This is a genomic window from Lysinibacillus sp. 2017 (assembly GCF_003073375.1).
In the GTDB taxonomy this organism is placed as follows: domain Bacteria; phylum Bacillota; class Bacilli; order Bacillales_A; family Planococcaceae; genus Solibacillus.
Map to the genome: position 1 here is coordinate 1,654,151 of NZ_CP029002.1, position 23,007 is coordinate 1,677,157.

The following is a 23,007-nucleotide window of genomic DNA, read 5'->3' on the forward strand; positions in this document are numbered from 1 at the left end:
AACTCTATCTATTTTAAATTTCAAGCGAAAAAAGTACATATCCTTATTATCCAAGGGTACAGCCGAAATTCCCCTTTTCAATGGCATAGATGAGCGCATCATCCGGTTGTTTTTAAGTTTTCATATACCACAATGATATAAGTAGTACTTGCCATCAGACAATTGTTTAGATATAGAAATGATTTTTCCAAATTTTTCTATCGCGATATCTCTATCAAAACGCACTAATTCATCCTCGGAGTAATCATGATAATAAATCATTTTTAGGATTTCTTTTGGACCATTCCTTAATAAATCACTCCAAGCAGTAAAAATAGATATAAGGGAAGGAGCCGAATGTTCATCAAATAGTGTTATCCCAATGTCATTAAACCCTACTTGTTTGGGGTTTCCTGGGAAAGCGGGGTTCATACATGGAATCCATGTAAGTGAATCATAAATATATTCAACGATGTTATCTTCAAGCCCAATGTATTCAACAATTAAATCCTTGTAATTGTCGTTATCCCTATAAAAGTATAGAAAAAAATCGTCATCTTGTGTTTCGGTCTTTTTTATCAAATAAAATTCATGCATAAATATCCTCCCTCTATAAATGTTGATATATCAATGGCTCGCGCCATTTTTGAGTGTTCAAAAAATTTTTTTCGACACGTACATCTATCTTTATTTTGTAATTATTGATTTTTTTAACAATACACCTGAAAGCTTCGCTAAATTAATTCCCTTTTAATGGTAATTAATCCCTTGATCCAGTACGTTATTTTGATGCACATTTGGATCTCTGCGTTGCTTATGATGACGGACCCTCCCATGTCTCTAGGCGTCTAATTGCGCGTACATTCCTTCGTTCGGTCTATTCATAAGGCAGAGGCTGGCGATGCTCCTCAGGGGACTCGTTGCTATTTGTGCACGGTCGAATGGAATAAATAGTGCCGGCTTCTCCGTGTCATCCTCTTGGTTGGACTTTTGATGAAGTACGTTTAAGCAGCTGCTTGAAGACTGGCGAAATCGTTCATCATTTGTTGTACGTTAAACATTGTTTTCTTTTTACACAAGGCATGTAAAATCTTGAGTAACTTGCCACACAGGACGACAATCGATTGCTTCTTGCGAAGTGGATTCACTGTACGTGTTGTGTAGTATTCATGTAATTGCTTAAATGCTTGATTATGTCGAATTAGGGGCATCATCACACGAAACAAGAGTGCTCGTAGCTTACGTCTTCCTCGTTTAGAAATGCGCTTTTGTCCCTTTTGCTTACCAGAAGAGTTTTCACGCAATGTAAGTCCCGCGAGTTTAATTAATTGGCGTGGATGCTCATATTGTGTTAAAGAACCGACTTCTGAAAGTAAATCGACAACCGTTACATCCCCGATTCCTGGTATAGATGCTAAATAATCATAATCTGTCATTTGTTTCGCTAGCTCTGTGAGCTGAACCGTTAATTCATCAAGTTGAGCTTGCATCAATTTGATTTGCGAAAGCAGTGTGGCGATTTCATATTTGGCCATCACTAAACCTTCTGTTAATCCAATCGAGTTTTGAGCCGCTTCAACTAATTGTTTTGCCTTTGGTAGTTGTGGGCTTTTCATTCCTTCTACTTGGCGATATAAGAAGAGTAGTTCATCTGGTGATTTCCCTTTAATATCCGAAGGTAGTGGCGTCATTTCGAGCGCCGCATACGCCATTTTCCCGAACTTCTTAAAGACTTGTGGAAACTCGGGAAAGAAGCGATCTAACCAACGAATCAGGCGATTTCGAAGGGCATTTAAATCTTCTTGAATTTTCGAGCGCAATGTCGCGCCATTTCGTAATTCCGCTTCCACACCTTCTAAAAGACGAGGATAACTGAAGCGTCCATCTCGCATTAAACGTGCGATGACGAGTGCATCTTTTTGGTCATTTTTAGTTTGGAGATTATCGTCCAATTCCTTTGAACGGTTGACGTGCATCGGATTGACCATCACAAACGGAATCCCGTAGTTCGTTAAAAACGCTGCTAAGTTCATCCAATAGTGACCTGTTGGCTCGAAACCAACAAGGATTCCCTGTTTTTCATGGGCTACTTTTAACGTAAGTAGACGTTCATAAAAGCCTTCAAATCCAACGCGCGATTGCAGTATTGGAAATGATTTTTGGAGCACACGGCCACGATCATCAATTGCACAAGCGAAGTGTTTGTGTTTGGCAATGTCGATGCCGATGACTAAAGTATTTTCAGAAACTTGATTAATTTTTTCATTCGTATTAAAATTCATTTTTGGAAGTCCTCTCTGTAGATGTGCGAGTCAATGGCTGTTGACACTCAAGCATCATACAAGAGGGCTTTTTTATTTTCAAGTCCCCGAAAATGTTTCTAACAGGAATGCTCCTTATAAGTGGAAAATTTCCATTTCAATAATAATCTTTAAATAACCTAAAGTAAATATCCCAAGTAATATTTGGGCTAATTCAATCAGGCATAACCTAAAAATCTTAAGATAAAGTCACTTAGAATTTTAATTTAATCTTAAATTATTGAATATGTTAAATTACGAATAACAAACAACTTTCAGGAGGTGAACCCATTTGAATAAATATAGTGTTTTTTCACTTACTACTTTATTAATCTTTGTTGTTATGTTTTTTACAATGTTCAGTGGAGTGTCAATAGGAGCGTTAGGTAGAATATCCTTTTTTTATGCCTTACAAAACAGCCCTCAAGAATTGACTGTGGTGTTGTTCGTTTTTGACACGCTGAAAAAGCATTTGCTCAACACGTTTTTCAAAGACCATATTCTTCCTAATTCAAGCCCCGGAACCAATAGAGATGAGCAATCCATTCCATTTAAAGAGCATTCCTGTTAGAAGGATTTTCGGGGACTTGAAATAAAAAAAGCCCTCTTGTATGATGCTTGAGTGTCAACAGCCATTGACTCGCACATCTACAGAGAGGACTCCATAACAATGAATTTTAATACGAATGAAAAAATAAATCAAGTTTCTGAAAATACACTAGTCATCGGTGTCGATATCGCAAAGCACAAACATTTCGCATGTGCCATCGACGATCGAGGTCGGGTGCTCCAAAAATCATTTCCAGTCGTGCAATCACGTATTGGGTTTGAAAACTTCTATGAACGCCTAATGGCGCTCAGAACAACTCATGAAAAACAAGAAATCCTCGTTGGTTTCGAGCCAACAGGTCACTACTGGATGAACTTAGCAGCGTTTTTAACGAACTATGGAATTCCATTTGTGATGGTCAACCCAATGCACGTCAATCGTTCAAAGGAGCTTGATGACAATCTCCAAACGAAAAATGACCAAAAAGATGCACTCGTCATTGCCCGTTTAATGCGAGACGGACGCTTCAGCTATCCTCGCATTTTGGAAGGTGTGGAAGCTGAATTACGAAACGGTGCTACATTACGCTCGAAGATTCAAGAAGATTTAAATGCCCTTCAAAATCGCATGATTCGTTGGTTAGATCGCTTTTTCCCAGAGTTTACACAAGTGTTTAAAAACTTCGGGAAAATGGCCTATGCGGTGCTCGAAATGACACCTCTGCCGACAGATATTAAAGGGAAATCACCAGAAGAGTTACTCTTCTTATATCGCCAAGTTGAAGGGATGAAATGTCCACAACTACCAAAGGCAAAACAATTAGTCGAAGTTGCAGAAAACTCAATTGGATTGACAGAAGGCTTAGTGATGGCCAAATTCGAAATCGCCACACTTCTTTCACAGTACAAATTGATGCAAACTCAACTAGATGAATTAACGTCTCAGCTCGTAGAGCTAGCCAAACAAATGGCGGATTATGACTACTTAGCATCTGTCCCAGGAATCGGAGATGTTACTATTGTCGACTTACTATCAGAAGTTGGTTCTCTCACTCAATATGCACATCCACGCCAATTAATTAAACTAGCGGGACTCACATTGCGTGAAAACTCTTCCGGCCAGCAAAAGGGACAAAAACGTATATCCAAAAGAGGTAGACGTAAATTACGTGCGCTTCTATTCCGAGTTATGATGCCTTTAATTTTGCATAACCCAGCCTTTAAGCAATTACACGAATACTACACTACACGCACAGCCAATCCGCTTCGCAAGAAGCAATCGATCGTTGTGTTGTGTGGCAAACTGTTAAAGGTTTTACATGCCTTGTGCAAAAAGAAAACAATGTTTAACGAACAACAAATGATGAGTGATTTCGCTAGTCTTCAAACGGCTGCCTAAACGTATTTCATCGAAAGTCAAAACAAGAGGATGACACGGAGAAGCCGGCATTATTTTCACCATCCGACCGTGATTTATTTAAACGAGTCCCTTAAGGAGCATCGCCAGCCTCTGCCTTATGAATAGACCGAACGAAGGAATGTACGCGCAAACAGACGCCTAGAGACATGGGAGGGTCCGTCATCATAAGCATCGCAGAGATCCAAAAGTGCATCGATATACCGCACGGGATCAGGATAATCATTACCAGTTAATGGTTCATCCTTTAGCGAAGCGTTCGGACAGATTGTAAGAAAAATCAATAATTACAAAATAACGTTAGATGTACGTGTTGAAAATATTTTTTTGACACTCAAAAAATGGCGTGAGCCATTGATATATCAACATTTATAGAGGGAGGTGGCAGCTTACGGGACGTAGATTTTCTTTTATTGAGTTCTACAATTAGGTCTCCTATTTTTTTGATCCCAGATATTATTTGTTGTTCATCTAGCTGAGAAATACATAAGCGAATGAGATTATCCTGTTTATACATATCTAAAAACATGCGTTCGGTGTCGTCAACAAGGATGTTATTTTCAGCTAGCGAATAAGTTAGCTTTTTAGCTGAAATGTTTTTTGGCAAATAGATAGATAAGTAGAACCCTGTACTAGGCTTTGTATAATCGATTTCTACGGGTAAATAGTGCGCACAGGCTTTTTTTAATACATCCATTTTATGCTGATAAACTTTTTTGATCTTTTTTAAATGGGTTACATACATCCCGCTTTTCAAATAAATATCGAGTGCGCCTTGTGAAAGAATGGGGCTGGTAAAATCGGTACTAATTTTATAGCGTAGAAATGTTTTGATTAGGAGCTCATGTAAAACAATACTTGCAATACGTAAGCCAGGTAAAAATATTTTAGAATAGCTTTGAATGTAGATGACCCTGCCAGAAGGATCAAAACTAAAGAAGGGGTCAGCCTTTTTATCCGTATCTAATTCCCCTAAAAAATCATCTTCAACAATGTACACATCATATTTCTTAGCGAGCTCGACTATTTTCTTCTTTTCTAAATTTGTGTAACAGTGACCAAGTGGATTATGAAAGCGCGGGATGACATAGAAAAACTTAATCTCGTTATTTTTAAAGATGTATTCAAGTCGTTCTAAATCAATGCCATTCATCGTTAGTTCAATACCAAATGTGGTTGTTTGACTGAGATTTAGTGATTCAATCATGCCAAAATAGGTTGGCTGTTCAATCAATATGTTTTTCTTACCGTTTGGAAATGGCATAGTCGTTAAGAGATGAAGAGCCTGTTGGGAACCCGAGACCATGACAACGCGATTTGGTGTAGTGAAGACTTGTAATGTTTGTAGCCGTTTGGCAATTTCTGTACGCAATGAGTATAGACCTTGTGGAGCAGCGTAATCGAAAAGTTCCTCTTTATAGGTATCAATTGCCTGGTTCAAACAATGTTGAAAATCAGTATATGGAATTAAATCCTTGGCTGGTCCAGCAGAATAAAAGTCGATTTCGTTTGTTGTAGGTAGCATGGTTTTATAATCGTTCACTATATAGTAGCCACTTTGTGCTTTTGCATAAAGGACATGCTCCTTTTCTAATTCATCATAGGCCTTTAAAATCGTATTTTTACTACAATTAAACTGTACGGATAGTTGTCTAATCGATGGTAGCTTACTTCCTGCTTGATAATCGCCATTTTGCAACTGCTGTTTTATCGTATCAACAATCTCTAAATACTTTGCTTTCATCCTATTTCCCCCAATCTGTACCCATACAGTGAATTAAAAATGGAATGTTAAATTAGCAACGGGTCCTTTATTCTTGCATTATAACAAAAATTGCCCCTAATGAATGGGACAATTTGATTGGGAGGAAGCGTTATGGAAAAAGAGAAAGCAGGGTTGTTGTTAGGAATAATTGGGGTGACTTGTTTTAGTTTGACGCTACCCTCCACAAGTGTTGCAGTGGCGTATTTTGGTACTACCGTAGTTGGTTTGGGGAGAACCGTCATAGCAGCCATATTAGTTGCGATTATATTTTTAGTTCGTAAAGAAAAGCTGCCCACACGTAAACAATTTAAAAGTTTGCTAATTGTAGCAGTGGGCGCAGTATTAGGATTCCCATTACTCACTTCTTGGGCGATGGAGACTTTGCCCGTTTCACATGGGGCAGTAGAGCTTGCTTTATTACCATTAGCTACAGCAGGTATTGCAATTTTTAGAGCTGGTGAACGACCGTCTTTGCGATTTTGGTTAGCTAGTCTTGTCGGTTCAAGCGCGGTTATTGTATACGCCCTTAATTTAGGAATCGGTGGCTTTCATGTTGCGGATTTCGCATTATTAGGAGCTGTATTAATTCTAGGACTTAGTTATGCAGAAGGTGGAAAATTATCTCAAGAAATGGGGAGTTGGCAAGTTATTGCATGGGCGATTGTTATCGGAGCACCATTCTTTGTCATTCCAGTAGGATTAGAGCTCTCCATAGAAATGCTGGATGCACCAATGAAAGCTTGGGTTAGTTTATTCTATTTAGCCGTTGTTAGTCAGTTCTTAGCATATGTAGCATGGTACGGGGGAATGGCATTAGGGGGAATTGCAAGGATCAGTCAATTACAATATTTGCAGCCGTTTTTAATGATTACTTTCGCCGTATTATTTTTAGAAGAGTCGATAACAATAGTGACAGTTCTAACCGCTATGATTGTTGTAGTCGCGGTAGTTATTGGGAAAAATGCATCGATATCAAAAAAAGAGTCTTCCGCTTTGAATACAGAGTTATTGGATCTAGAGTAAATAGAAATGATAGAACTAGAATAGCCGTTTAGCATTGCTTTAAGATGTTAAACGGCTTTTTGTATAAAAGCATTTAAGTTCGAATAAATAATCTGAATTATTTAATTTATTTCACTTGACATTAAATGGATGCATTATGTATATTGTGTATAAAGTATATATACAATGTGAATTGAGGAACATGCATGCAAATTTTAATCTCTCACAATTCGAAAGAGCCTATTTATGAACAAATCGTTAATCAAATAAAGACAGGTATATTAGCGAATGAACTCCCATCAGGATACGCACTGCCATCTATGCGCAATATGGCAAAAGATTTAGATGTCAGTGTCATTACGACCAAACGTGCATATGAGGAGCTAGAGAAAGCGGGTTTGATTTACTCCGTAGTAGGGAAGGGCTCTTTCGTTTCAGAGCAAAACCTGGAAATGATTATTGACAGAAAGCAAAAGGTAATCGAAGAGCAGCTAAGTCAGGCAATTAAAAATAGTAAAGAAATTGGACTTAGCTTAGATGAAATACAAGAATTAATTACACTTTTATATGAGGAGATGGATTAATGGAATCAATTATAGAGCTATCCAATGTAAATAAAGCTTTTGATGGGTTTGCGATTAAAGATCTTTCGTTCCAAGTGAAAAAAGGATTTGTTACCGGATTTGTTGGGGCAAATGGTGCGGGGAAATCGACATCTATTAAGTTGATTATGAATTTACTTCAGCCAGATAGTGGGACCGTAAAGGTTTTCGGCTTAAGTTATAAAGAGCATGAAAAAGAAATTAAACAAAAAATCGGATTCGTATACGATGAGCATGTTTTTTATGAGCATTTAACATTAATTGAAATGAAAAAGCTTATTAAGCCCATGTATGAACGATGGGACGATGAGCTATTTGGTTCTTATATAAAACTATTTCAACTTCCGCTAAAGAAAAAATTAAAGACATTCTCAAAAGGGATGATGATGAAAGCTTCACTTGCAATTGCTTTGTCTCATCATGCAGAACTAATTATTATGGATGAACCAACTGCAGGATTGGATCCTGTTTTTAGAAGAGAGTTTTTAAATTTATTACATGATATTGTTCAGGACGGGGAGAAAACGATATTTTTTTCTACGCACATCACATCAGATTTAGATAGAATTGCGGATTACATTGTCTTTTTGCATAAGGGGGAGATTATATTTACCCAAGAATTTTATGCGGTTGCGGAACAATATGTGCTTGTAAAAGGCGGGTTAGATTTACTTGATACAGACACTGAAAAAGAATTTGTCGCGATCCGAAAATCAAAGCTCGGTTTTGAAGGTCTGTCGAGTAATAAGGAACGTGTCATGCAATTATTTGGTGAATTAGCACTTTACGAAAAGGCTACGTTAGAAGACATTATGTTCTATACAAAGAAGGGAGATGAGGGTGTTGTTTCAATTAGTTAAGAAGGACTTCATTATTCATAAAAATATATTAGTGATTATGTTTGCTGCATTGATTGCTTATATGGTTGTCGATATTTCAATGATTATCCTTGGTCTTTTATTTTCTTGGACGATGACAATGCAAGTATTTTCAAGCGATGAGAAGCGACAAGCAAAAATGCTCTTAAGTTCTTTACCGTTTACTCGTAAAGAGATAGTTAGCTCAAAATACATTTCAGCAATACTTTATGTTTTATTAGTTGTAGTAACGATGAGCGCTGGTAATTTAGTAATTCACCAAGAGCTACCAAACTGGTTACATCTAGCCTTCGTTGTCATCGTATCCTTGTTTTTTGTCGCCTTAATGTATCCATTCTCATATAAATTTGCGAGTAAATATTTACTCATTGCATTTTTCGTAGGATTTGCATTTTATTTTTTAACCGTTAAATTATTTGTGCCAAATTTGAATGATCAAATACGTAACGCATTTGCCAATATCGCTGCTGGAGGAGAACCGATATATCTCTTATATGCAATGATCGCATTAGTGATTGTTTACTGTACATCATGGTTATTATCAATCAAGATTTATGAAAAGAAAGTGTTTTAATGAGAGGTGATGCTTCAAGCAAAAACGAAAACCCTTTTATAAAAGACAGTGGTTTCTTGCTATTTTGTCATTCGCCATTTTACAATGCATCTTCATTTTATTGGAGCTGACAGGATGGGTTCCTCGGTTAAAAGAGATTGATGGTTGTCAAAATGCAAATATAAAAGGCATCTGGTTCAATCCTCATATGACGAAGAACACAACCACAATATGTGCATAGTCCGTCATTATAAAGGTCTAACTAATCCATTTAAAAAATCATATACTGTTGTATGTTTGTTTAATCAATAGGAATATAACTTTCTTTTTTTATACTTAGTAGGTGGAGAAAAATGACGGATTTTAATAGCTCAAATAATTCGAGAAAACAAAATAACCCTTTTAATAAATGGGATAACTTAGTGTTCCCTAAAAGACGAGAAAATCAGAATAGTTCAAGTAATAATAACGAAAGTGATTCCAATATTACTGCTATTGCGGGGAACTGGATTGAAGCTATTGGAACAATAATAACTGCAATTGGGAGCACACCTTCAACTATTTTTACTCAACAAACGCTAACAGATTTCAATATAATTGGAAATATATTAGAAGCTGGTGGAACCGCAATTGCAGCAGAAAGTGAAGATTCATTATTAAATAGTGTTGGAGACCAACTACAAGCTATAGGTAATTTAGCTGTTGTGGCAGGAATACTGGGGAATAATGAGCAGTCAAGTCAACTTTTAGAAATGCAAGGAAATCTTCTTCAAGTAGTGGGAATAGGGGTTACCATTAATACTCAGGGGCAACAAACACTCTTACAAACTATATCTAATACGGGAAATATAATTCAATTAATAGGGACAGTAATTCAAGTTTTCGCTAATACTGATACACAAGAAGGAATCGAAATGAACGCTATAGGTGCTTGGATACAAGTGGTCGGAGCTGTAATTACAGCATTGGCTACTGAATAAGGTAATTAAGAAGGTAAAAGGTAAATTGATAATAGAATGTTGAAAAAAGGAGTAACGATATTTTTGTTGAAGTTATTGAACTAAAGATACACGTAGGTTGTTGAAGAATATGGACCTACATTTTGGGAGAGATATGAGATGAAAAAATTGAGTCTACTCTTTTTTATTTTGTTTATTGTTGGGGGATGCTCAAAAACAGAAGATATAGTTCAATTAACGAAAAAATTCGAGAACCAACTTGATGAAAAACAAAAGGTCATACAAGAGCAACAAAAAGAAATTAAGGAATTGAAAGAAGAGATTGAAGCCTATAAACTCATTCCAGACACGGACTATAGAACATCCTTACAAGAAACAGATCGTGAGGCTAGGAAAATAATGCGACTTATTGCAGAAGGTGAATTTGAAAAATTAAAGACAGAATATCGTGTGGAATTTGAGATTAAAGATGATGTAATAGTTTTTGGCGTACCAGAATCCAATGCCCCATTTTCAATAGAATTAGCTTCAAACTTTATGTATATCGCAAATTTTATAAAACATAAAGAAGGCATGGAAATTAGTTATTTTATTTCTAACCCAAACTATGATAGATCAGATTTAATTTATATGTTATTTGACAATGACATGAAATTTAAATACATATTCGTAGGGGATGCTTAATCAAGTTTCGCATCTACTTCCATGTATATTCCGTACATACTCCTCGAATCCAACTCATAAATTATAAAACCAGAAACAAGAGGAGGACGTACGATTCAAATTCATGTAGTACAACCAGGGGAGTCGTTGTGGGGGATTGCTCAAGCTTATGGAACAACTATAGAAAATTTGGTTTCGGCCAATCAAATTCCAGAACCAGACCGTTTAGTTGTCGGGCAAGCTTTAGTGATACCAATGTGGGGACAATTTTATGTCGTGCAGCCAGGGGATAGTTTATGGTCCATTGGGCAGCGTTTTGGTATAAATTATTTAACGATTGCTCAAATGAATGGCATTAATCCGAATGCACTATTGATGATAGGAACGAATTTATTTATTCCGCCACTTCCAAAAACATCCGCAGAAATTCTAGCGTATATTGAACCCAGAGGAGATGCAGTGAGCGAAGCATTAGTAAACCAAGCAAGGGAAGCAAGTCCTTATTTAACGTATTTGGCGCTATTTAGTTATGAAGCAATGCGTGATGGTACGTTAAAAGCTCCGCCAATTGAGCCATTGCCAACCATTGCAGCACAAAGCAATACCGTTATAGCAATGGTGATAACAAATCTTGAAGACTTTCAGTTCAGTAGTGAACTAGCACGCGACATTTTTCAAAGTGTAGCTGTTCAAAATTTACTTTTTGACAATATTATTAAAGAAGCGAAGCGCGTTGGAACGATTTCGGATATTCATTTTGATTTCGAAAAAATACCAGGAGATCAACGAGAAGCATATAATAACTTTTTACGAAGAGCGGTTGAACGCATGCACGCAGAAGGCTACACAGTATCGACAGCACTAGCACCAAAAACAAGAGCTAATCAGCCAGGAGAATGGACGGCTGGGCATGACTATAGGGCACATGGGGAAATAGTTGATTTTGTAATGTTGATGACATATGAGTGGGGGTATTCTGCAGGACCACCAATGGCCGTTTCGCCGTTGCCACAAGTTGAAGAAGTAGTACGGTATGCATTAACCGAAATACCGGCGAGTAAAATAATGCTTGGACAAAACTTATATGGCTATGACTGGACGCTACCCTTCGTACAAGGTGGCGAATATGCAGAAGCAGTAAGTCCACAACGTGCAATTGAAATTGCAAAACGGTATAATGCAGTCATTTACTATGACTATACAGCACAAGCACCTTATTTTAACTATGTTGATGAACAAGGTCGTACGCATACGGTGTGGTTTGAAGATGCTCGTTCTATCCAAGCAAAGTTTAATTTAGTAAAACGATTGAATTTGCGCGGTGTAGGTTATTGGAAACTCGGACTTCCGTTCCCACAAAACTGGCAACTTATCGGAGCAAATTTTAATGTAGTGAAGAAAGCTAATAGAAGTTCAAATTGATTCGGGGGTAGGGAAACCTACCCTTTATTTAATTTCACGTGAAATAATGTAACCTATTTACTTTAAAAGACACTAATATATTATTAAGGAAGGTGGATTTGAAATGGACAAAAATAAAAAAATAGTAATGATAATATTTGCTTTAGTTTTAGCATTATTAGCGGGTTGTGAAAATTCTACCGATATAGCGAACACAAAAGATCGTGAGCATATAAACGCTGACACGAATACAAGTGAAATTAAGAAGGAAGAATATCTCAAGAAACTTAATGCTATGGAAGAATCCGATAAAAACATTGAAGCTGGAACAACAATGGTAGAGTTGAATGAACAAGCTTCGGAGAGATATAAAAAATGGGACGCGGAGCTGAACGAAATTTACGAAGTGTTGAAAGCTCAGCTTAGTGCAGAACAGATGAATAAATTAAGAGAAGAACAACGGAACTGGATAAAACACAGAGATGAAACTGCAAAAGAAGCTTCACTTAAGTATGAAGGTGGCTCGATGGAACCATTAGAATATGTGACTACGCTAGCAAATCTTACAAGGGATCGATGCTATGAGTTAGTGGAGAAATATATGAAGTAGCGAACAACCATAAATCTCAAATTTTCCAACTACATAGCAACAGGAAACTAAAAACAAAAAAATTTAAAAGTAAGTGTATAAAAGTTAATAATCGACCTATACTATTAAAGATTTCACTTCCAATCTAAATGACTAGGAGGGTTAACCCGATGAGTGCGAATGATCGTTTTCTCTGAAGGACCATCAAAACTGAATACAGCTAATGCACAATTTTCTTAGGAGAATTAAGGCAGACGCGAGGCAGTGTGTCATGGAAGATTATATGTAAGTGTTAATCACGCCCGGAAATTAATTTTTCCGGGTTTTTTGTGTGTATTCTATGCGAGGAAATTCGAAATGGATTCGTTATAATTAGTGAAAAGCTTTTCGAATGACATGAAGGGGCGAGCATATGAAATGTACAGAGAGAAATTATATTAGCCGACTCAAAAAGAAAAAAGAAGACGCACTTGAATATATAATGAATCATTACGGTGGTTTAGTACACGGTATCACTCATCAAATTTTGGGACATATTAGCCGTCAAGCTGTCGATGAATGTGTGAATGATACATTTTTACTGATTTGGCAACGTGCGCATCAATTTGATGGAGATACAAAAGCCTTTAAAAAGTGGGTTGGCATGATTACGAAATATAAGGCCATTGATTATTATCGCGCCTTAGAAAAGCAAAAGACACGTGAAAAAATTGATGAACAGGTGATTTTGGCGCAAGCAATACCTGATATGCAAATGACCTATATACAAAAGGAACAAAGAGATGAGCTATTAGCTGCCATTAGTGGATTGCCAGAAATAGATCGCGACATTTTCATGATGAAATACTTTTTAGATCTACCAAGTGGTGAAATCGCAGAAGCTTTACAGTTGTCTGTATCTGCTATCGATAATCGATTATCACGTGGTCGGAAAAAGCTTGCTCAAAATATAAAATTAAAGGAGCAATTCATATGAATGATGAAATGAAACGATTCGTGCAAATGGATATAGATACAGTAGAAGAAATACCACTAACAGACATACAAAAGCAGAAAATCCGTAAAAATGCACGTATAAAAAAAGTACCAAATCGTAAGTGGAACAAATTGCTTACAGCTGCCGTTGTAAGCTTAGTAGTGATTTTTGGAAGTGTATATGCATTACCGACTATCGCCAGTCAGTTGCCTTTTGTTGAAAATATTTTAGAGAAAATTGATCCTAACTTTGTACCTAAAAACTATGAGGATCTCGCGACAATTATTAACCAAGTGGAATCCAGTAATGGCATTGATATGATGATTGAAAATGCTGTTTATGATGGTACGACATTAATGGTGACATATGCCATCCATTCCGACAAAGATTTAGGAGAACAGCCTATGACGGGTACAATGTTAGATATAAAGGGAGCAATTGTTGCAACAGGGACTTCATCATTAGATAAATCTGCTAACGGTCTTTATACCGGTCTGAGCTCAGTAACCCCTAAATTTAATAAGAACATGGACGTATTGCAAATTAAGTGGCAGCCTAAAACAATTACAAATCCCGAGACCAATGAAACGTTTGAAGGAGATTGGTCATTTGCTTTTACAATGGATGCACTTCCTAGCAAATCTGAACAATTAACAACAACTATAACGGATGATAACGCGCAAATCCAAATTCATACCGTTGACTATACGGATTTATCAACAGTTATCCATTATGAATATAACATCGACCCAGCCATTATGAAAAAGTACCCGCTATCATCCATTCATATCGTAAAAGCGGTCGATACTTTTGGCAATGAGTATGATATTCATGACAATGGTGGAATGATTTCAAAAGAAGGTCACGGTTTTAATTGGAGTTTTGCCTTATATGATTTACCGGAGGATGTATCGACAATTACATTAACAGCTGAACTGTCTTATGTGGCACAATCAGGTGTCATCACGTCAGATATGAGTGAATTGCTAGAGCCAATTATAGTGAAACTTGAGAGATAGATTGAGAGTTATGATTCATAATCATTAAATAAACTAACGGGCTTTACTTCAAGAAGGAGTAAAGCCTTTTTTATTGAACTAGATATCACCAAGCCTAAATTTTAGAGTCAGTTGTAAACTGAGCTGTTTATTTATTTTACCAGATTATATTTTCTTACAATGGCTAAATATATTGATGATGCGATGCTTTGAATAAAGAAGACGAACATGACATAAAAGATAAATAATTCTCGATTAAATAACTCGAAAATTGCTACTAAAATGACACCAATGATTATTCCGCCCGTAAGAAAGGTATAAGAAAATGACTTTATTTTATAAGTAATCATTTTGCCTCTTTCATCCTGCGACTCCTTGTTATGTTCAAAAGTCGCTTTGTAAAATTCCGCTACCAACGTGATGATTACTAACCCCAAAATAATAGATGTGAAAATATTAATCAATTCTAATCCTCCTTATATTCAAAAATATCTGTTATTTCCTTTTCCAGTGCGGCTGCTATTTTAAAAGCTAACACTAAAGAAGGATTGTACTTATTTTGTTCCAAAGCCACGATCGTTTGACGACTTACTCCAACGGCATCCGCTAAGTGCTGTTGTGTCCACTTTTTTTCAGCTCTGCCGATTAAAATGTTATTTGTAAGCAAAGTATCCCCCTTTTTAACGCATCTTCTGAAGACATGATTTCATTGTAATATATTTCATACATTTTGTAAAAAAAATATTACATTTGCTGCTGCTTTTTTAAAAAGATTTTTAAGTACCAAATTAGAAATAGCCAACATAACCAAAGAGATTTGCAATTATACGTGTAATTTATTTCCAATATGCTGCTTATATTTTATAATTAAGAAATGAACTCAGCATCATTTTAGAAGTGGAGTGTTATTTTGAAGAAAAAAATATTGATTATTGAAGATGACCAAGCAATTAGTCAGATGGTCAGTGATAGTTTATCAAGGGAAGATTATTTAGTAACGACTGTATTTGATGGCGAAGAAGCTTTAGACGTCCTGACCCGTGAGCAGGACTTTGATTTAATTCTCTTAGATTTAATGCTACCGAAAGTGGATGGTCTTGAATGTCTAAGAGTGATTCGACTCAATAGTGTAGTGCCGATTTTAATAATGTCTGCAAAAGGTGATGATGTAGATAAAGCATTAGGACTTGGGATGGGTGCTGATGACTACATTTCAAAACCCTTTTCAATGATAGAATTGATCGCTAGAATTAAAGCGCTCATAAGAAGAACGACAAATTATTCTACTGAAATTGCAAACAAACAAGAGAATATTATTAGAGTAGGAGATTTAGTAGTTGATTTGAACGGTTATGCTGTGAACAAAAACGGTGAAAATTTGAAACTTACCGCTAAAGAATTCAGTATTTTAAGTTTACTTTTAACAAAGCCGAAGCAAGTATTTACGAAGGAGCAATTATATAATCTTGTATGGCAGGCAGAGTACGTGCAAGATATGAATGTCATCAATGTCCATATCAGAAGGCTTAGAGAAAAGATAGAAGAAGATCCTTCAAACCCTAAGTATATTCAAACTTTATGGGGTATCGGCTATAGGCTGGGGGAATTTTAAAAATGGTAGTCATCCTCGTAGTTCTCGGACTGTCACTTAGTTTAAATGTCTATCTGTCTATGAAACGTGTGTCGCAATACAAACAACTGGAATATATTCATATGAAAATACAGCAAATTATACATGAAAAAAACGATGAAAAATTATTGCTTTATACGGATAATTCTCAGATACAATCTTTACTAACGCAAATAAATCGTTTACTAGATTACAACCAAATCATGGCAGCAGATTACAATCGTATCGAACGTTCCATGAGAAGAATGTTGTCTAATATTTCACATGATATTAAAACACCGCTAACAGTCATTCTTGGTTATACAGAAATGATGGCCAATGACGAAAGTCTAACCCCTCAACAGTTGAATTCGTTGTTAAATATCGTGAATCTAAAAGCGGAAGAGGTCATTGGATTAATCAATAAGTTTTTTGAATTAGCAAAGCTTGAATCAGAAGATAAGACGGTAGAAATTTCAAAAGTTAATATAAATGAAATATGTCGAAAAAAAATTCTCGATTATTATGATATATTGTCGAGTAAAGATTTTAAAGTATCTATTTTAATTCCTGAAGATATTTATTATGCCTTAGTAAATACAATAGAAATGGAAAGAGTTCTCGATAATTTACTATCTAATGCCATTAAATATGGTGCTGATGGAAAAATGGTCGGCTTAGAGGTAAAGGCGGATAAGGAGCATATTTATATTGTGGTATCGGATCAAGGCAAGGGGATAGATGAAATACATAAAGAGCATGTTTTTGATCGGATGTATACGATGGATGATTCTCGAAATAGCCGTTACCAAGGAAGCGGTCTTGGCTTAACGATTACGAAAACATTGGTGGAAAAAATGGGTGGAGAAATTTTATTAGAGAGTACGCCTTACCATAGAACGGCCTTCACTGTTAAATTAAATAGGTTTATAGGTTAAACATGTCGTTGGAATACCTAATATCGAAAAGATGTTAGTATTCCAACTATTTTTTTGGAAAAGTAAGGAATTCGTAAGGAATGGTTAATAAAAAGGATAAGTTTATTCGATACAATAAAATTATGAAAGGGGCTAGAAAATGAACTATATACTACAGGCAAAGAATGTAACAAAGATTTATAAAGATAAAGAAGTTGTTTCGAATGTAAATTTACATGTGAAGAAGGGAGAAATTTATGGGCTTTTAGGTCCGAATGGTGCAGGGAAAACAACTATCATGAGAATGATTTTGAATTTGGTAAAGCCATCTCACGGAGAGATACTCGTTTTTGATCAAAAGCTAACTCCTACATCCTATGAGCTTTTCAAAAGAATCGGTAATATCATTGAATACCCGATTTTTTATGAAAAATTAACAGCTCGTGAAAACTTAAATCTTCACTGTGAATATATCGGTTATTATGACAAAAATGGGATTGATGCTGCTCTCGCAATGGTCCAATTAAAGGACTTTGAAGAGAAACAAGTAAAGGATTTTTCATTAGGTATGAAGCAGCGTTTAGGCATTGCAAGGGCCATTCTAACTAAACCCGAATTATTAATACTCGATGAGCCATTAAATGGTCTAGATCCGGTTGGGATTAAAGAAATGCGTACGCTTTTCAAGATTTTGAAGGAAGATTATGGAATGACATTGTTGATATCTAGTCATAATCTTGGGGAAATTGAAAAAGTTGCAGACACTATTGCGATTATTAAAGATGGCCAACTCATTAAGGAAGTATTAATGGAGGAAATTCGATCAGAGAATGTGAGCTATATAGAATTAGAAACAGATGATATCAAGAAATCTGTATTTGTAATTAATGAAATATTAAAAATCACGAACTTTAAAATAATCGATACTCAAACAATCCGGATATATGAGTCGGAAATAGCTGAAGGTGAGATTTCAAAGGCTCTTATTTTGAATGGTGTTCTTGTAACCAAGATGAATAAGAAAGAACATTCATTAGAAGATTACTTTATGAAAATAATTAATGGGGGTGGGACAATTGCTTAAACTAATTCATCTAGAAATTAAGAAACATAAGCTATTTAATTACTGGTTAGGCGTCCTAATAGCGAATATAAGTATTATCGCATTGATGAGTATGATATTTATTATAGAAAAAATTGAGTTAAATATGCCATTTGAAGATTTTAATATGATGATGAGTATGAGTGATACTCTAATTCGAGCTACGTTTCTTATTTTTTCATCGATTATCATGGTTAAAATAATCATAGAAGAGTATAAAAGTAATTTAATGAGTATTATGTTTACCTACCCAATTAGTAGAAAGAAGATTTTACTTTCGAAGCTAACCATTGTTGTAATCTTTACTTTTACAACGATTATGTTTTCATCATTGTTGATGGGTGTTGGCGTTTATTTACTTAATCCCATGATCCATATTGTCCCTGAATCGATTAGTGGAGAGAATGTTGTAGCGTTTCTAACGACAAGCTTTTTCGGTGCACTGGCAACGGCGGGGTTGAGCCTTATTCCACTATTTTTTGGAATGCGTAAAAAATCATCGACAGCTACAATTGTTTCAGCTATTCTCCTTGCAACTCTTACAGGATCGTCAATTGATGGGGTCAGCATGTTACAACTAATTTCCATGCTGATTTCTCTTGGGATAATAGGAATCATCATTGGTTATCTGGCAGTAAGAAATATTGAACATGTAGATATTTGATCGTTGGGGCGTATTTCGGTAAGCCCCAATCAAAATACGCATATAAACAACCTGGCACCTCCTGTACGATAAACGTATCTTTTAAAGGGGGTGCCAATCTTATGTCAACAAACAAATTAAACATTGTTCTCGTCAAAATCGATCCTCTTCCGGTTAAAACTTACCTTATTTTTATAAAAAATGAAAATATTTTGAATCGATTTAAGGCGTTCGTTAGTCTAATGAATAGAGGGCGGTGAGGTCTTATTAATTGTTTACAGGAAAATTTAATTGAACGTATCAAGCAAGGCGATTCAGAGGTGTTTTATGAGCTCATTCAGCCAATTCATGCGGATCTTTATCGCATGGCTTATGCGTATGTGCAAAATGAAGCCGATGCAGTCGACATCCTTCAGCAAGCGATGATTCAAGCATATGAACGCATCGACAGCCTGAAAGAGCCAAATTATTTCAAAACGTGGATGATTCGAATTGTCATTAATTGTAGTAAAACGTATTTGGCAAAAACAAGGAAACTAGATGTGACAGATCCGCTTGAACTAGTCGATGTCCAGTCTGTTTCGCATACATATCAGGAAGAAGAAATCGATTTGTGGGATGCCCTGCAATCATTAGAAGAAAAATACAAAACGGTGCTGCTTTTAAGATTTTACCAAGACTATACGGTACCAGAAGTGGCAAATATTTTAGAAACGCCTTTAGGTACGGTGAAAACAAATATTAGGCGTGGTCTCATGCAACTAAAACAAAAATTGAAAGGGGTGTATCTAGATGAATGGCTACAATCCGTTGAAGGAAATGATGAATAAAATACCGGTACCACCGCTAAGAGAGGTGCTACGAATTGATGGTATGAGTAAACTTTTCGAGCAACCGTCACATACGGTCCGGGCCTTAAAAAATGTCCATTGTACGATTTATGAAGGAGAAATGGTGGCAATTATGGGAACAAGTGGCTCAGGGAAGAGTACACTGCTGAACATGATTAGTGCGATTGATGAGCCTTCATCTGGAACACTTTATTTATTTGGCGAAAATGCCAATGAGATGTATAAGGAACCGAATGCGTCGAAATTTAGAAAAGAGCAGATTGGCTTTGTTTTTCAGGATTTTCATTTATTAAAGGATTTGAATGTGGAGGATAACATCGCGATTCCGCTTATTTTAAATGACGTGCCTTCTAAAGAAATTGCGAGTCGAGTGGAAAAGGTGATGAAGCAACTTGGTATTTATGAGTGGCGCAAGCATCGTCCACAGCAATTATCCGGTGGGCAAAAGCAGCGTGTGGCCATTGCCCGAGCGATTATTCATGAACCACCGATTTTACTAGCAGACGAGCCAACAGGGGCACTTGATGTGAACACAACAAATGACATTTTACAGCTATTAACTGAGTTACAACAGCAAGGGCAAACGATTATTTTAGTGACACATGATCCGTATGTGGCAACGTTTGCGGGGCGTGTGTTATTTTTCCATGATGGTCAAATCGTCGATAGCTACCAAACAGAGCAAGCCCCAGAGGATTTAGATATCATTTTAGAGCGCTTTAAAACGATTTCTAGAGGTGATGCGTAATGTTTGATTTGAGAGCGATTGCATGGAAATTATGTAAGGCTGCAAAAACGCATGTCATCACAAGTATCAGTATCATTGCCGTTTCAATCTGTTTAATCGTCACAATGGCCACGTATATTCATAATGCGAAAGCGACATTAGATGCCAATATTGATGCCATGTTTGGCGAAATGGATATACTCGCAGGCTACGATTACGGGCAAGGACAATATGTTTCATCTGAACTGTTTGAAACGGTGCAGGAGCTACCAGAAGTGGATGCGATTTCGCCGGTTTCCCTTGAAATGACAGACATTAATGAATTATCAAATGTCTATACACTCGGAGTAGAAAACGATGCACTTGTAAAAAGCCGCTATCATTTTGAGCAGGATGTGACAGATGAAACCGTCATTATAAGTGAGTTGTTGGCGAAAACATTAACTGTAACAAAAGGAGATTCGGTCACGTTAAATGACAAGGTTTACACCGTAATTGAAGTGTTGCCTACAGCGATGGGCGCAGAGCCATTTAATATGGCATTCGTTCATAACGATGAATTAAAAGAGAGCGGTTTTGCAGCGTTGTTTATGCTTATTCAAACTGACGAAGTTGAAACAATAGCAAAGGCGTTACATACGTTTGATTCACAGCTCAGAATTGATATTGTGAATGATTATGATTTTGTCAAAATGAATTTACTGACTTTGCTTATTTTTGTGGTCGTATTATCTGTATTTGTCATACTCATTACTGCGCTATTATTGTTATCAACAATGCAGCTGTTATTTACAAAACTAAAAGAGCAGCTCATGATATTACGCTCGCTTGGCGCATCTACTACACAAATTGCACAGCTTATTCGAATTCAGCTTGTTAGTATAGTCGCTTTAGGTTTAATTTCAGGCACGATGCTTAGTTTTGTAACCATTCATTTCGCTTTACCTCAGTTCATTAAATGGATGCAGTTACCGGAAGCATCAACGGAATTTCCAATTGTTTTAGTGTTGGGTATAGTCTTTGGAATTGGCCTATTATTAACAGGCTATATGCTGATGCAAGTGCAAAAAGCTACGAATATTTTACCGCTACAAATCGTTAATGACACAGAACAGCGTATGTTTGTTTTAACGAAGTGGAAGATGATTGTTGTCGGAATTTTTGCAGTCATGGCTTTACTTTTAGTATTAGGTGGACAGCTTGATCCAGGAGGCGGAACGGGAGCGTTGCAAATCCTTTTTGGCTCGCTATTATTGGCATTAACTGTGCTGTATTTAATTCCATTTGCCTTCCAGTGGCTATTAAAAGGTGTACTACGCCCAATTCGCATGATTTTCGGGAAGGAAGCCTATTTAGCGTGCCAGCAACTTATTCCACAAATTCGTGTGAATATCAAAATTGTCCTTACACTAGTAGGCTTAGTTGTTATTTTAGTGTTTGGTTCATCGGTACTAAAATCGCTGCAGGCAAATGATTTAGTGTATCTCGAGGAACGTTTTGAGGCACAGTACATTTTGACAAATTCCGCATCGGATATAGCGGTAAATAGCAATATTTTAACAGAGCTTGAGCAATTACCAAATACCGTAGTGAAACGTGTAAGAAGTTATGGGAATTCGCTGTCACTGTCGCTGTCAGCTGATGGGGAGATATTTAATTTCTTTGCGGTAAACTTGAGTGCATACGGAGTTGAGGGGGCAACAGAAAATAAAATTGTTATAACCGAAAAATTTGCTAACGCTGAAAATATTGCAATTGGTAATTTTATCACACCGTATTTCTACGGGTATAGTTCTGGTTTCATGCAGCAGCAAGGAGCATTTGAAGTTGTCAAAATCATTGGAAAAGAAGAGTATTTAAACAACCATGCCTATATCGATTTATCCTCAGAATATGCCCGAAATCAATTACCATTGCGTGAAATCAAGCTCGATACAGTAGATAGAGGTCAGCTAGATCAGCTATTAAGTCGTTATCCAATGTTTCATTTGATAGAAAAGCAGGAAGCAATTGAACAATCAAATACGATGTTCTACCAGCGTTGGAGCCTATTTGTTGGAGTATTTTGTGTGTTACTTGTTACAACAACAATCGGCATTATTCAAACTTTAATGCATTTAATTTATACGAATCGTGCACAGTATACCATTCAACGTTTGCTCGGCCTTTCGCCAAATGGGTTAGTGAAATACTTATGTATGCAGGTTTTATGCTTTGTGTTGTATGGCTTAGTGACAGGTTTACTAATCGGCGCGTTATTAACGCGTCTGGTCGCTCTGATTGATAAGGGAGGACAAATTGCGTTTGATTTCGGAACGATTGGCTTAGTCAGTGCGGGACTCATTTTCGTATTACTCATTGTATTTGGGTTACAGGGGTATATGATTAGCAGACGCAAGCTTTCAGAGGAAATGGTGGAGCTTTGATATATTTCGGGCTTACTGTATATTTATCGGCTTTTCGATTTTTTCACGGTACGAACGACGAATGGTCAGCTAACTGAAATTTTTTTCAGTTAGCTGACTAT

Annotated in this window: 24 protein-coding genes and 1 pseudogene; 20 read left to right on the forward strand and 5 right to left on the reverse strand. The window is 36.5% G+C overall.

Annotated elements, in window-relative coordinates; all coding sequences use genetic code 11:
- Nucleotides 1-120: 120 nt before the first annotated feature.
- Both DCE79_RS07895 and DCE79_RS07900 read right to left on the reverse strand, forming a co-directional pair.
- The gene (locus tag DCE79_RS07895; RefSeq protein ID WP_108712524.1) at nt 121-576 is read right to left on the reverse strand and encodes a hypothetical protein; all 456 of its coding nucleotides are present in this window, start codon (nt 574-576) and stop codon (nt 121-123) included.
- Between the two features lie 407 nt (nt 577-983).
- Nucleotides 984-2,261 (reverse strand): IS110 family RNA-guided transposase, encoded by a 1,278-nt coding sequence (locus tag DCE79_RS07900; RefSeq protein ID WP_108712525.1) that lies wholly within the window; start codon nt 2,259-2,261, stop codon nt 984-986.
- Nucleotides 2,262-2,571: 310 nt separating this feature from the next.
- Between DCE79_RS07900 and DCE79_RS07905 the strand changes: the two genes are divergently transcribed.
- Both DCE79_RS07905 and DCE79_RS07910 read left to right on the forward strand, forming a co-directional pair.
- Nucleotides 2,572-2,850, forward strand: coding sequence for a hypothetical protein (locus tag DCE79_RS07905; protein ID WP_108712526.1), 279 nt, complete (start codon nt 2,572-2,574; stop codon nt 2,848-2,850).
- Nucleotides 2,851-2,949: 99 nt separating this feature from the next.
- Nucleotides 2,950-4,227: an IS110 family RNA-guided transposase gene (locus tag DCE79_RS07910; RefSeq protein WP_108712527.1), complete on the forward strand. Its 1,278-nt coding sequence runs from the start codon at nt 2,950-2,952 to the stop codon at nt 4,225-4,227.
- Between the two features lie 352 nt (nt 4,228-4,579).
- Here the strand turns inward: DCE79_RS07910 and DCE79_RS07915 are convergent, their stop codons facing one another.
- Entirely contained in the window at nt 4,580-5,989 is a 1,410-nt protein-coding gene (locus tag DCE79_RS07915; RefSeq protein WP_108712528.1) for an aminotransferase-like domain-containing protein, read from the reverse strand.
- Nucleotides 5,990-6,121: 132 nt separating this feature from the next.
- Here DCE79_RS07915 and DCE79_RS07920 point away from each other — a divergent pair, with 132 nt between their 5' ends.
- The 11 genes and pseudogenes from DCE79_RS07920 to DCE79_RS07970 all read left to right on the forward strand — a co-directional run bounded on the left by DCE79_RS07920 (nt 6,122) and on the right by DCE79_RS07970 (nt 14,652).
- Nucleotides 6,122-7,033, forward strand: a complete 912-nt coding sequence (locus DCE79_RS07920) for a DMT family transporter (protein ID WP_108712529.1) — start codon at nt 6,122-6,124, stop codon at nt 7,031-7,033.
- 185 nt (nt 7,034-7,218) lie between these two features.
- Nucleotides 7,219-7,596: a GntR family transcriptional regulator gene (locus tag DCE79_RS07925; protein ID WP_108712530.1), complete on the forward strand. Its 378-nt coding sequence runs from the start codon at nt 7,219-7,221 to the stop codon at nt 7,594-7,596.
- A complete protein-coding gene (locus DCE79_RS07930; RefSeq protein ID WP_108712531.1) occupies nt 7,596-8,474 on the forward strand; it encodes an ABC transporter ATP-binding protein in 879 nt (292 codons plus the stop codon). The genes DCE79_RS07925 and DCE79_RS07930 overlap by 1 nt, the downstream gene beginning before the upstream one ends.
- Nucleotides 8,458-9,066 carry an ABC-2 transporter permease gene (locus tag DCE79_RS07935; protein ID WP_159083071.1) on the forward strand — a complete coding sequence of 203 codons (609 nt, stop codon included), beginning with the start codon at nt 8,458-8,460 and terminating at the stop codon, nt 9,064-9,066. Before DCE79_RS07930 ends, DCE79_RS07935 begins: the two co-directional genes overlap by 17 nt.
- 34 nt (nt 9,067-9,100) lie before the next feature.
- A pseudogene (locus DCE79_RS18490) lies at nt 9,101-9,286 on the forward strand (YfzA family protein); the annotation flags it as partial.
- A gap of 112 nt (nt 9,287-9,398) precedes the next feature.
- Nucleotides 9,399-10,025, forward strand: coding sequence for a DUF6944 family repetitive protein (locus tag DCE79_RS07945; RefSeq protein WP_108712533.1), 627 nt, complete (start codon nt 9,399-9,401; stop codon nt 10,023-10,025).
- 138 nt (nt 10,026-10,163) lie between these two features.
- The gene (locus DCE79_RS07950; protein WP_108712534.1) at nt 10,164-10,688 is read left to right on the forward strand and encodes a hypothetical protein; all 525 of its coding nucleotides are present in this window, start codon (nt 10,164-10,166) and stop codon (nt 10,686-10,688) included.
- 93 nt (nt 10,689-10,781) lie between these two features.
- Nucleotides 10,782-12,089, forward strand: a complete 1,308-nt coding sequence (locus tag DCE79_RS07955; protein ID WP_108712535.1) for a glycoside hydrolase family 18 protein — start codon at nt 10,782-10,784, stop codon at nt 12,087-12,089.
- A 103-nt stretch (nt 12,090-12,192) separates the two neighbouring features.
- Nucleotides 12,193-12,678 carry a lysozyme inhibitor LprI family protein gene (locus DCE79_RS07960; protein ID WP_108712536.1) on the forward strand — a complete coding sequence of 162 codons (486 nt, stop codon included), beginning with the start codon at nt 12,193-12,195 and terminating at the stop codon, nt 12,676-12,678.
- A 391-nt stretch (nt 12,679-13,069) separates the two neighbouring features.
- Nucleotides 13,070-13,633 carry a sigma-70 family RNA polymerase sigma factor gene (locus DCE79_RS07965; RefSeq protein WP_108712537.1) on the forward strand — a complete coding sequence of 188 codons (564 nt, stop codon included), beginning with the start codon at nt 13,070-13,072 and terminating at the stop codon, nt 13,631-13,633.
- A complete protein-coding gene (locus tag DCE79_RS07970; protein WP_108712538.1) occupies nt 13,630-14,652 on the forward strand; it encodes a DUF4179 domain-containing protein in 1,023 nt (340 codons plus the stop codon). The genes DCE79_RS07965 and DCE79_RS07970 overlap by 4 nt, the downstream gene beginning before the upstream one ends.
- A 131-nt stretch (nt 14,653-14,783) precedes the next feature.
- Here the strand turns inward: DCE79_RS07970 and DCE79_RS07975 are convergent, their stop codons facing one another.
- Together DCE79_RS07975 and DCE79_RS07980 are read right to left on the reverse strand one after the other, a co-directional pair.
- Nucleotides 14,784-15,095: a hypothetical protein gene (locus tag DCE79_RS07975; protein WP_108712539.1), complete on the reverse strand. Its 312-nt coding sequence runs from the start codon at nt 15,093-15,095 to the stop codon at nt 14,784-14,786.
- 2 nt (nt 15,096-15,097) lie between these two features.
- Entirely contained in the window at nt 15,098-15,298 is a 201-nt protein-coding gene (locus DCE79_RS07980; RefSeq protein ID WP_108712540.1) for a helix-turn-helix transcriptional regulator, read from the reverse strand.
- A 243-nt stretch (nt 15,299-15,541) separates the two neighbouring features.
- On the opposite strand from DCE79_RS07980, the gene DCE79_RS07985 reads away from it, so the two are divergent.
- The 7 genes from DCE79_RS07985 (at nt 15,542) to DCE79_RS08015 (ending at nt 22,906) form a co-directional block, all read left to right on the forward strand.
- Nucleotides 15,542-16,243, forward strand: coding sequence for a response regulator transcription factor (locus DCE79_RS07985; protein ID WP_108712541.1), 702 nt, complete (start codon nt 15,542-15,544; stop codon nt 16,241-16,243).
- Nucleotides 16,244-16,245: 2 nt separating this feature from the next.
- A complete protein-coding gene (locus DCE79_RS07990; RefSeq protein WP_108712542.1) occupies nt 16,246-17,178 on the forward strand; it encodes a sensor histidine kinase in 933 nt (310 codons plus the stop codon).
- A gap of 139 nt (nt 17,179-17,317) precedes the next feature.
- Entirely contained in the window at nt 17,318-18,241 is a 924-nt protein-coding gene (locus tag DCE79_RS07995) for an ATP-binding cassette domain-containing protein (protein WP_108712543.1), read from the forward strand.
- Nucleotides 18,234-18,923, forward strand: a complete 690-nt coding sequence (locus DCE79_RS08000) for an ABC-2 transporter permease (protein ID WP_159083072.1) — start codon at nt 18,234-18,236, stop codon at nt 18,921-18,923. Before DCE79_RS07995 ends, DCE79_RS08000 begins: the two co-directional genes overlap by 8 nt.
- A gap of 269 nt (nt 18,924-19,192) precedes the next feature.
- Nucleotides 19,193-19,732 carry a sigma-70 family RNA polymerase sigma factor gene (locus DCE79_RS08005; RefSeq protein WP_255417981.1) on the forward strand — a complete coding sequence of 180 codons (540 nt, stop codon included), beginning with the start codon at nt 19,193-19,195 and terminating at the stop codon, nt 19,730-19,732.
- Nucleotides 19,725-20,501: an ABC transporter ATP-binding protein gene (locus DCE79_RS08010; RefSeq protein ID WP_369916811.1), complete on the forward strand. Its 777-nt coding sequence runs from the start codon at nt 19,725-19,727 to the stop codon at nt 20,499-20,501. The genes DCE79_RS08005 and DCE79_RS08010 overlap by 8 nt, the downstream gene beginning before the upstream one ends.
- Complete coding sequence (locus tag DCE79_RS08015) at nt 20,501-22,906, forward strand: ABC transporter permease (protein WP_108712547.1); 2,406 nt, start codon at nt 20,501-20,503, stop codon at nt 22,904-22,906. Before DCE79_RS08010 ends, DCE79_RS08015 begins: the two co-directional genes overlap by 1 nt.
- Nucleotides 22,907-23,007 lie beyond the last annotated feature (101 nt).

What these genes read in the sequence shown, in the direction of transcription:
- DCE79_RS07965 (WP_108712537.1), top strand. Translation starts at nt 13,070, where the DNA reads ATGAAATGTACAGAGAGAAATTATATTAGCCGACTCAAAAAGAAAAAA.
- DCE79_RS07925 (WP_108712530.1), top strand. Translation starts at nt 7,219, where the DNA reads ATGCAAATTTTAATCTCTCACAATTCGAAAGAGCCTATTTATGAACAA.
- DCE79_RS07895 (WP_108712524.1), bottom strand. Translation starts at nt 576, where the DNA reads ATGCATGAATTTTATTTGATAAAAAAGACCGAAACACAAGATGACGAT.
- DCE79_RS07990 (WP_108712542.1), top strand. Translation starts at nt 16,246, where the DNA reads ATGGTAGTCATCCTCGTAGTTCTCGGACTGTCACTTAGTTTAAATGTC.
- DCE79_RS08015 (WP_108712547.1), top strand. Translation starts at nt 20,501, where the DNA reads ATGTTTGATTTGAGAGCGATTGCATGGAAATTATGTAAGGCTGCAAAA.
- DCE79_RS07950 (WP_108712534.1), top strand. Translation starts at nt 10,164, where the DNA reads ATGAAAAAATTGAGTCTACTCTTTTTTATTTTGTTTATTGTTGGGGGA.
- DCE79_RS07915 (WP_108712528.1), bottom strand. Translation starts at nt 5,989, where the DNA reads ATGAAAGCAAAGTATTTAGAGATTGTTGATACGATAAAACAGCAGTTG.
- DCE79_RS07995 (WP_108712543.1), top strand. Translation starts at nt 17,318, where the DNA reads ATGAACTATATACTACAGGCAAAGAATGTAACAAAGATTTATAAAGAT.
- DCE79_RS07910 (WP_108712527.1), top strand. Translation starts at nt 2,950, where the DNA reads ATGAATTTTAATACGAATGAAAAAATAAATCAAGTTTCTGAAAATACA.
- DCE79_RS08010 (WP_369916811.1), top strand. Translation starts at nt 19,725, where the DNA reads ATGAATAAAATACCGGTACCACCGCTAAGAGAGGTGCTACGAATTGAT.
- DCE79_RS07960 (WP_108712536.1), top strand. Translation starts at nt 12,193, where the DNA reads ATGGACAAAAATAAAAAAATAGTAATGATAATATTTGCTTTAGTTTTA.
- DCE79_RS07920 (WP_108712529.1), top strand. Translation starts at nt 6,122, where the DNA reads ATGGAAAAAGAGAAAGCAGGGTTGTTGTTAGGAATAATTGGGGTGACT.
- DCE79_RS07970 (WP_108712538.1), top strand. Translation starts at nt 13,630, where the DNA reads ATGAATGATGAAATGAAACGATTCGTGCAAATGGATATAGATACAGTA.
- DCE79_RS07900 (WP_108712525.1), bottom strand. Translation starts at nt 2,261, where the DNA reads ATGAATTTTAATACGAATGAAAAAATTAATCAAGTTTCTGAAAATACT.
- DCE79_RS07930 (WP_108712531.1), top strand. Translation starts at nt 7,596, where the DNA reads ATGGAATCAATTATAGAGCTATCCAATGTAAATAAAGCTTTTGATGGG.
- DCE79_RS07945 (WP_108712533.1), top strand. Translation starts at nt 9,399, where the DNA reads ATGACGGATTTTAATAGCTCAAATAATTCGAGAAAACAAAATAACCCT.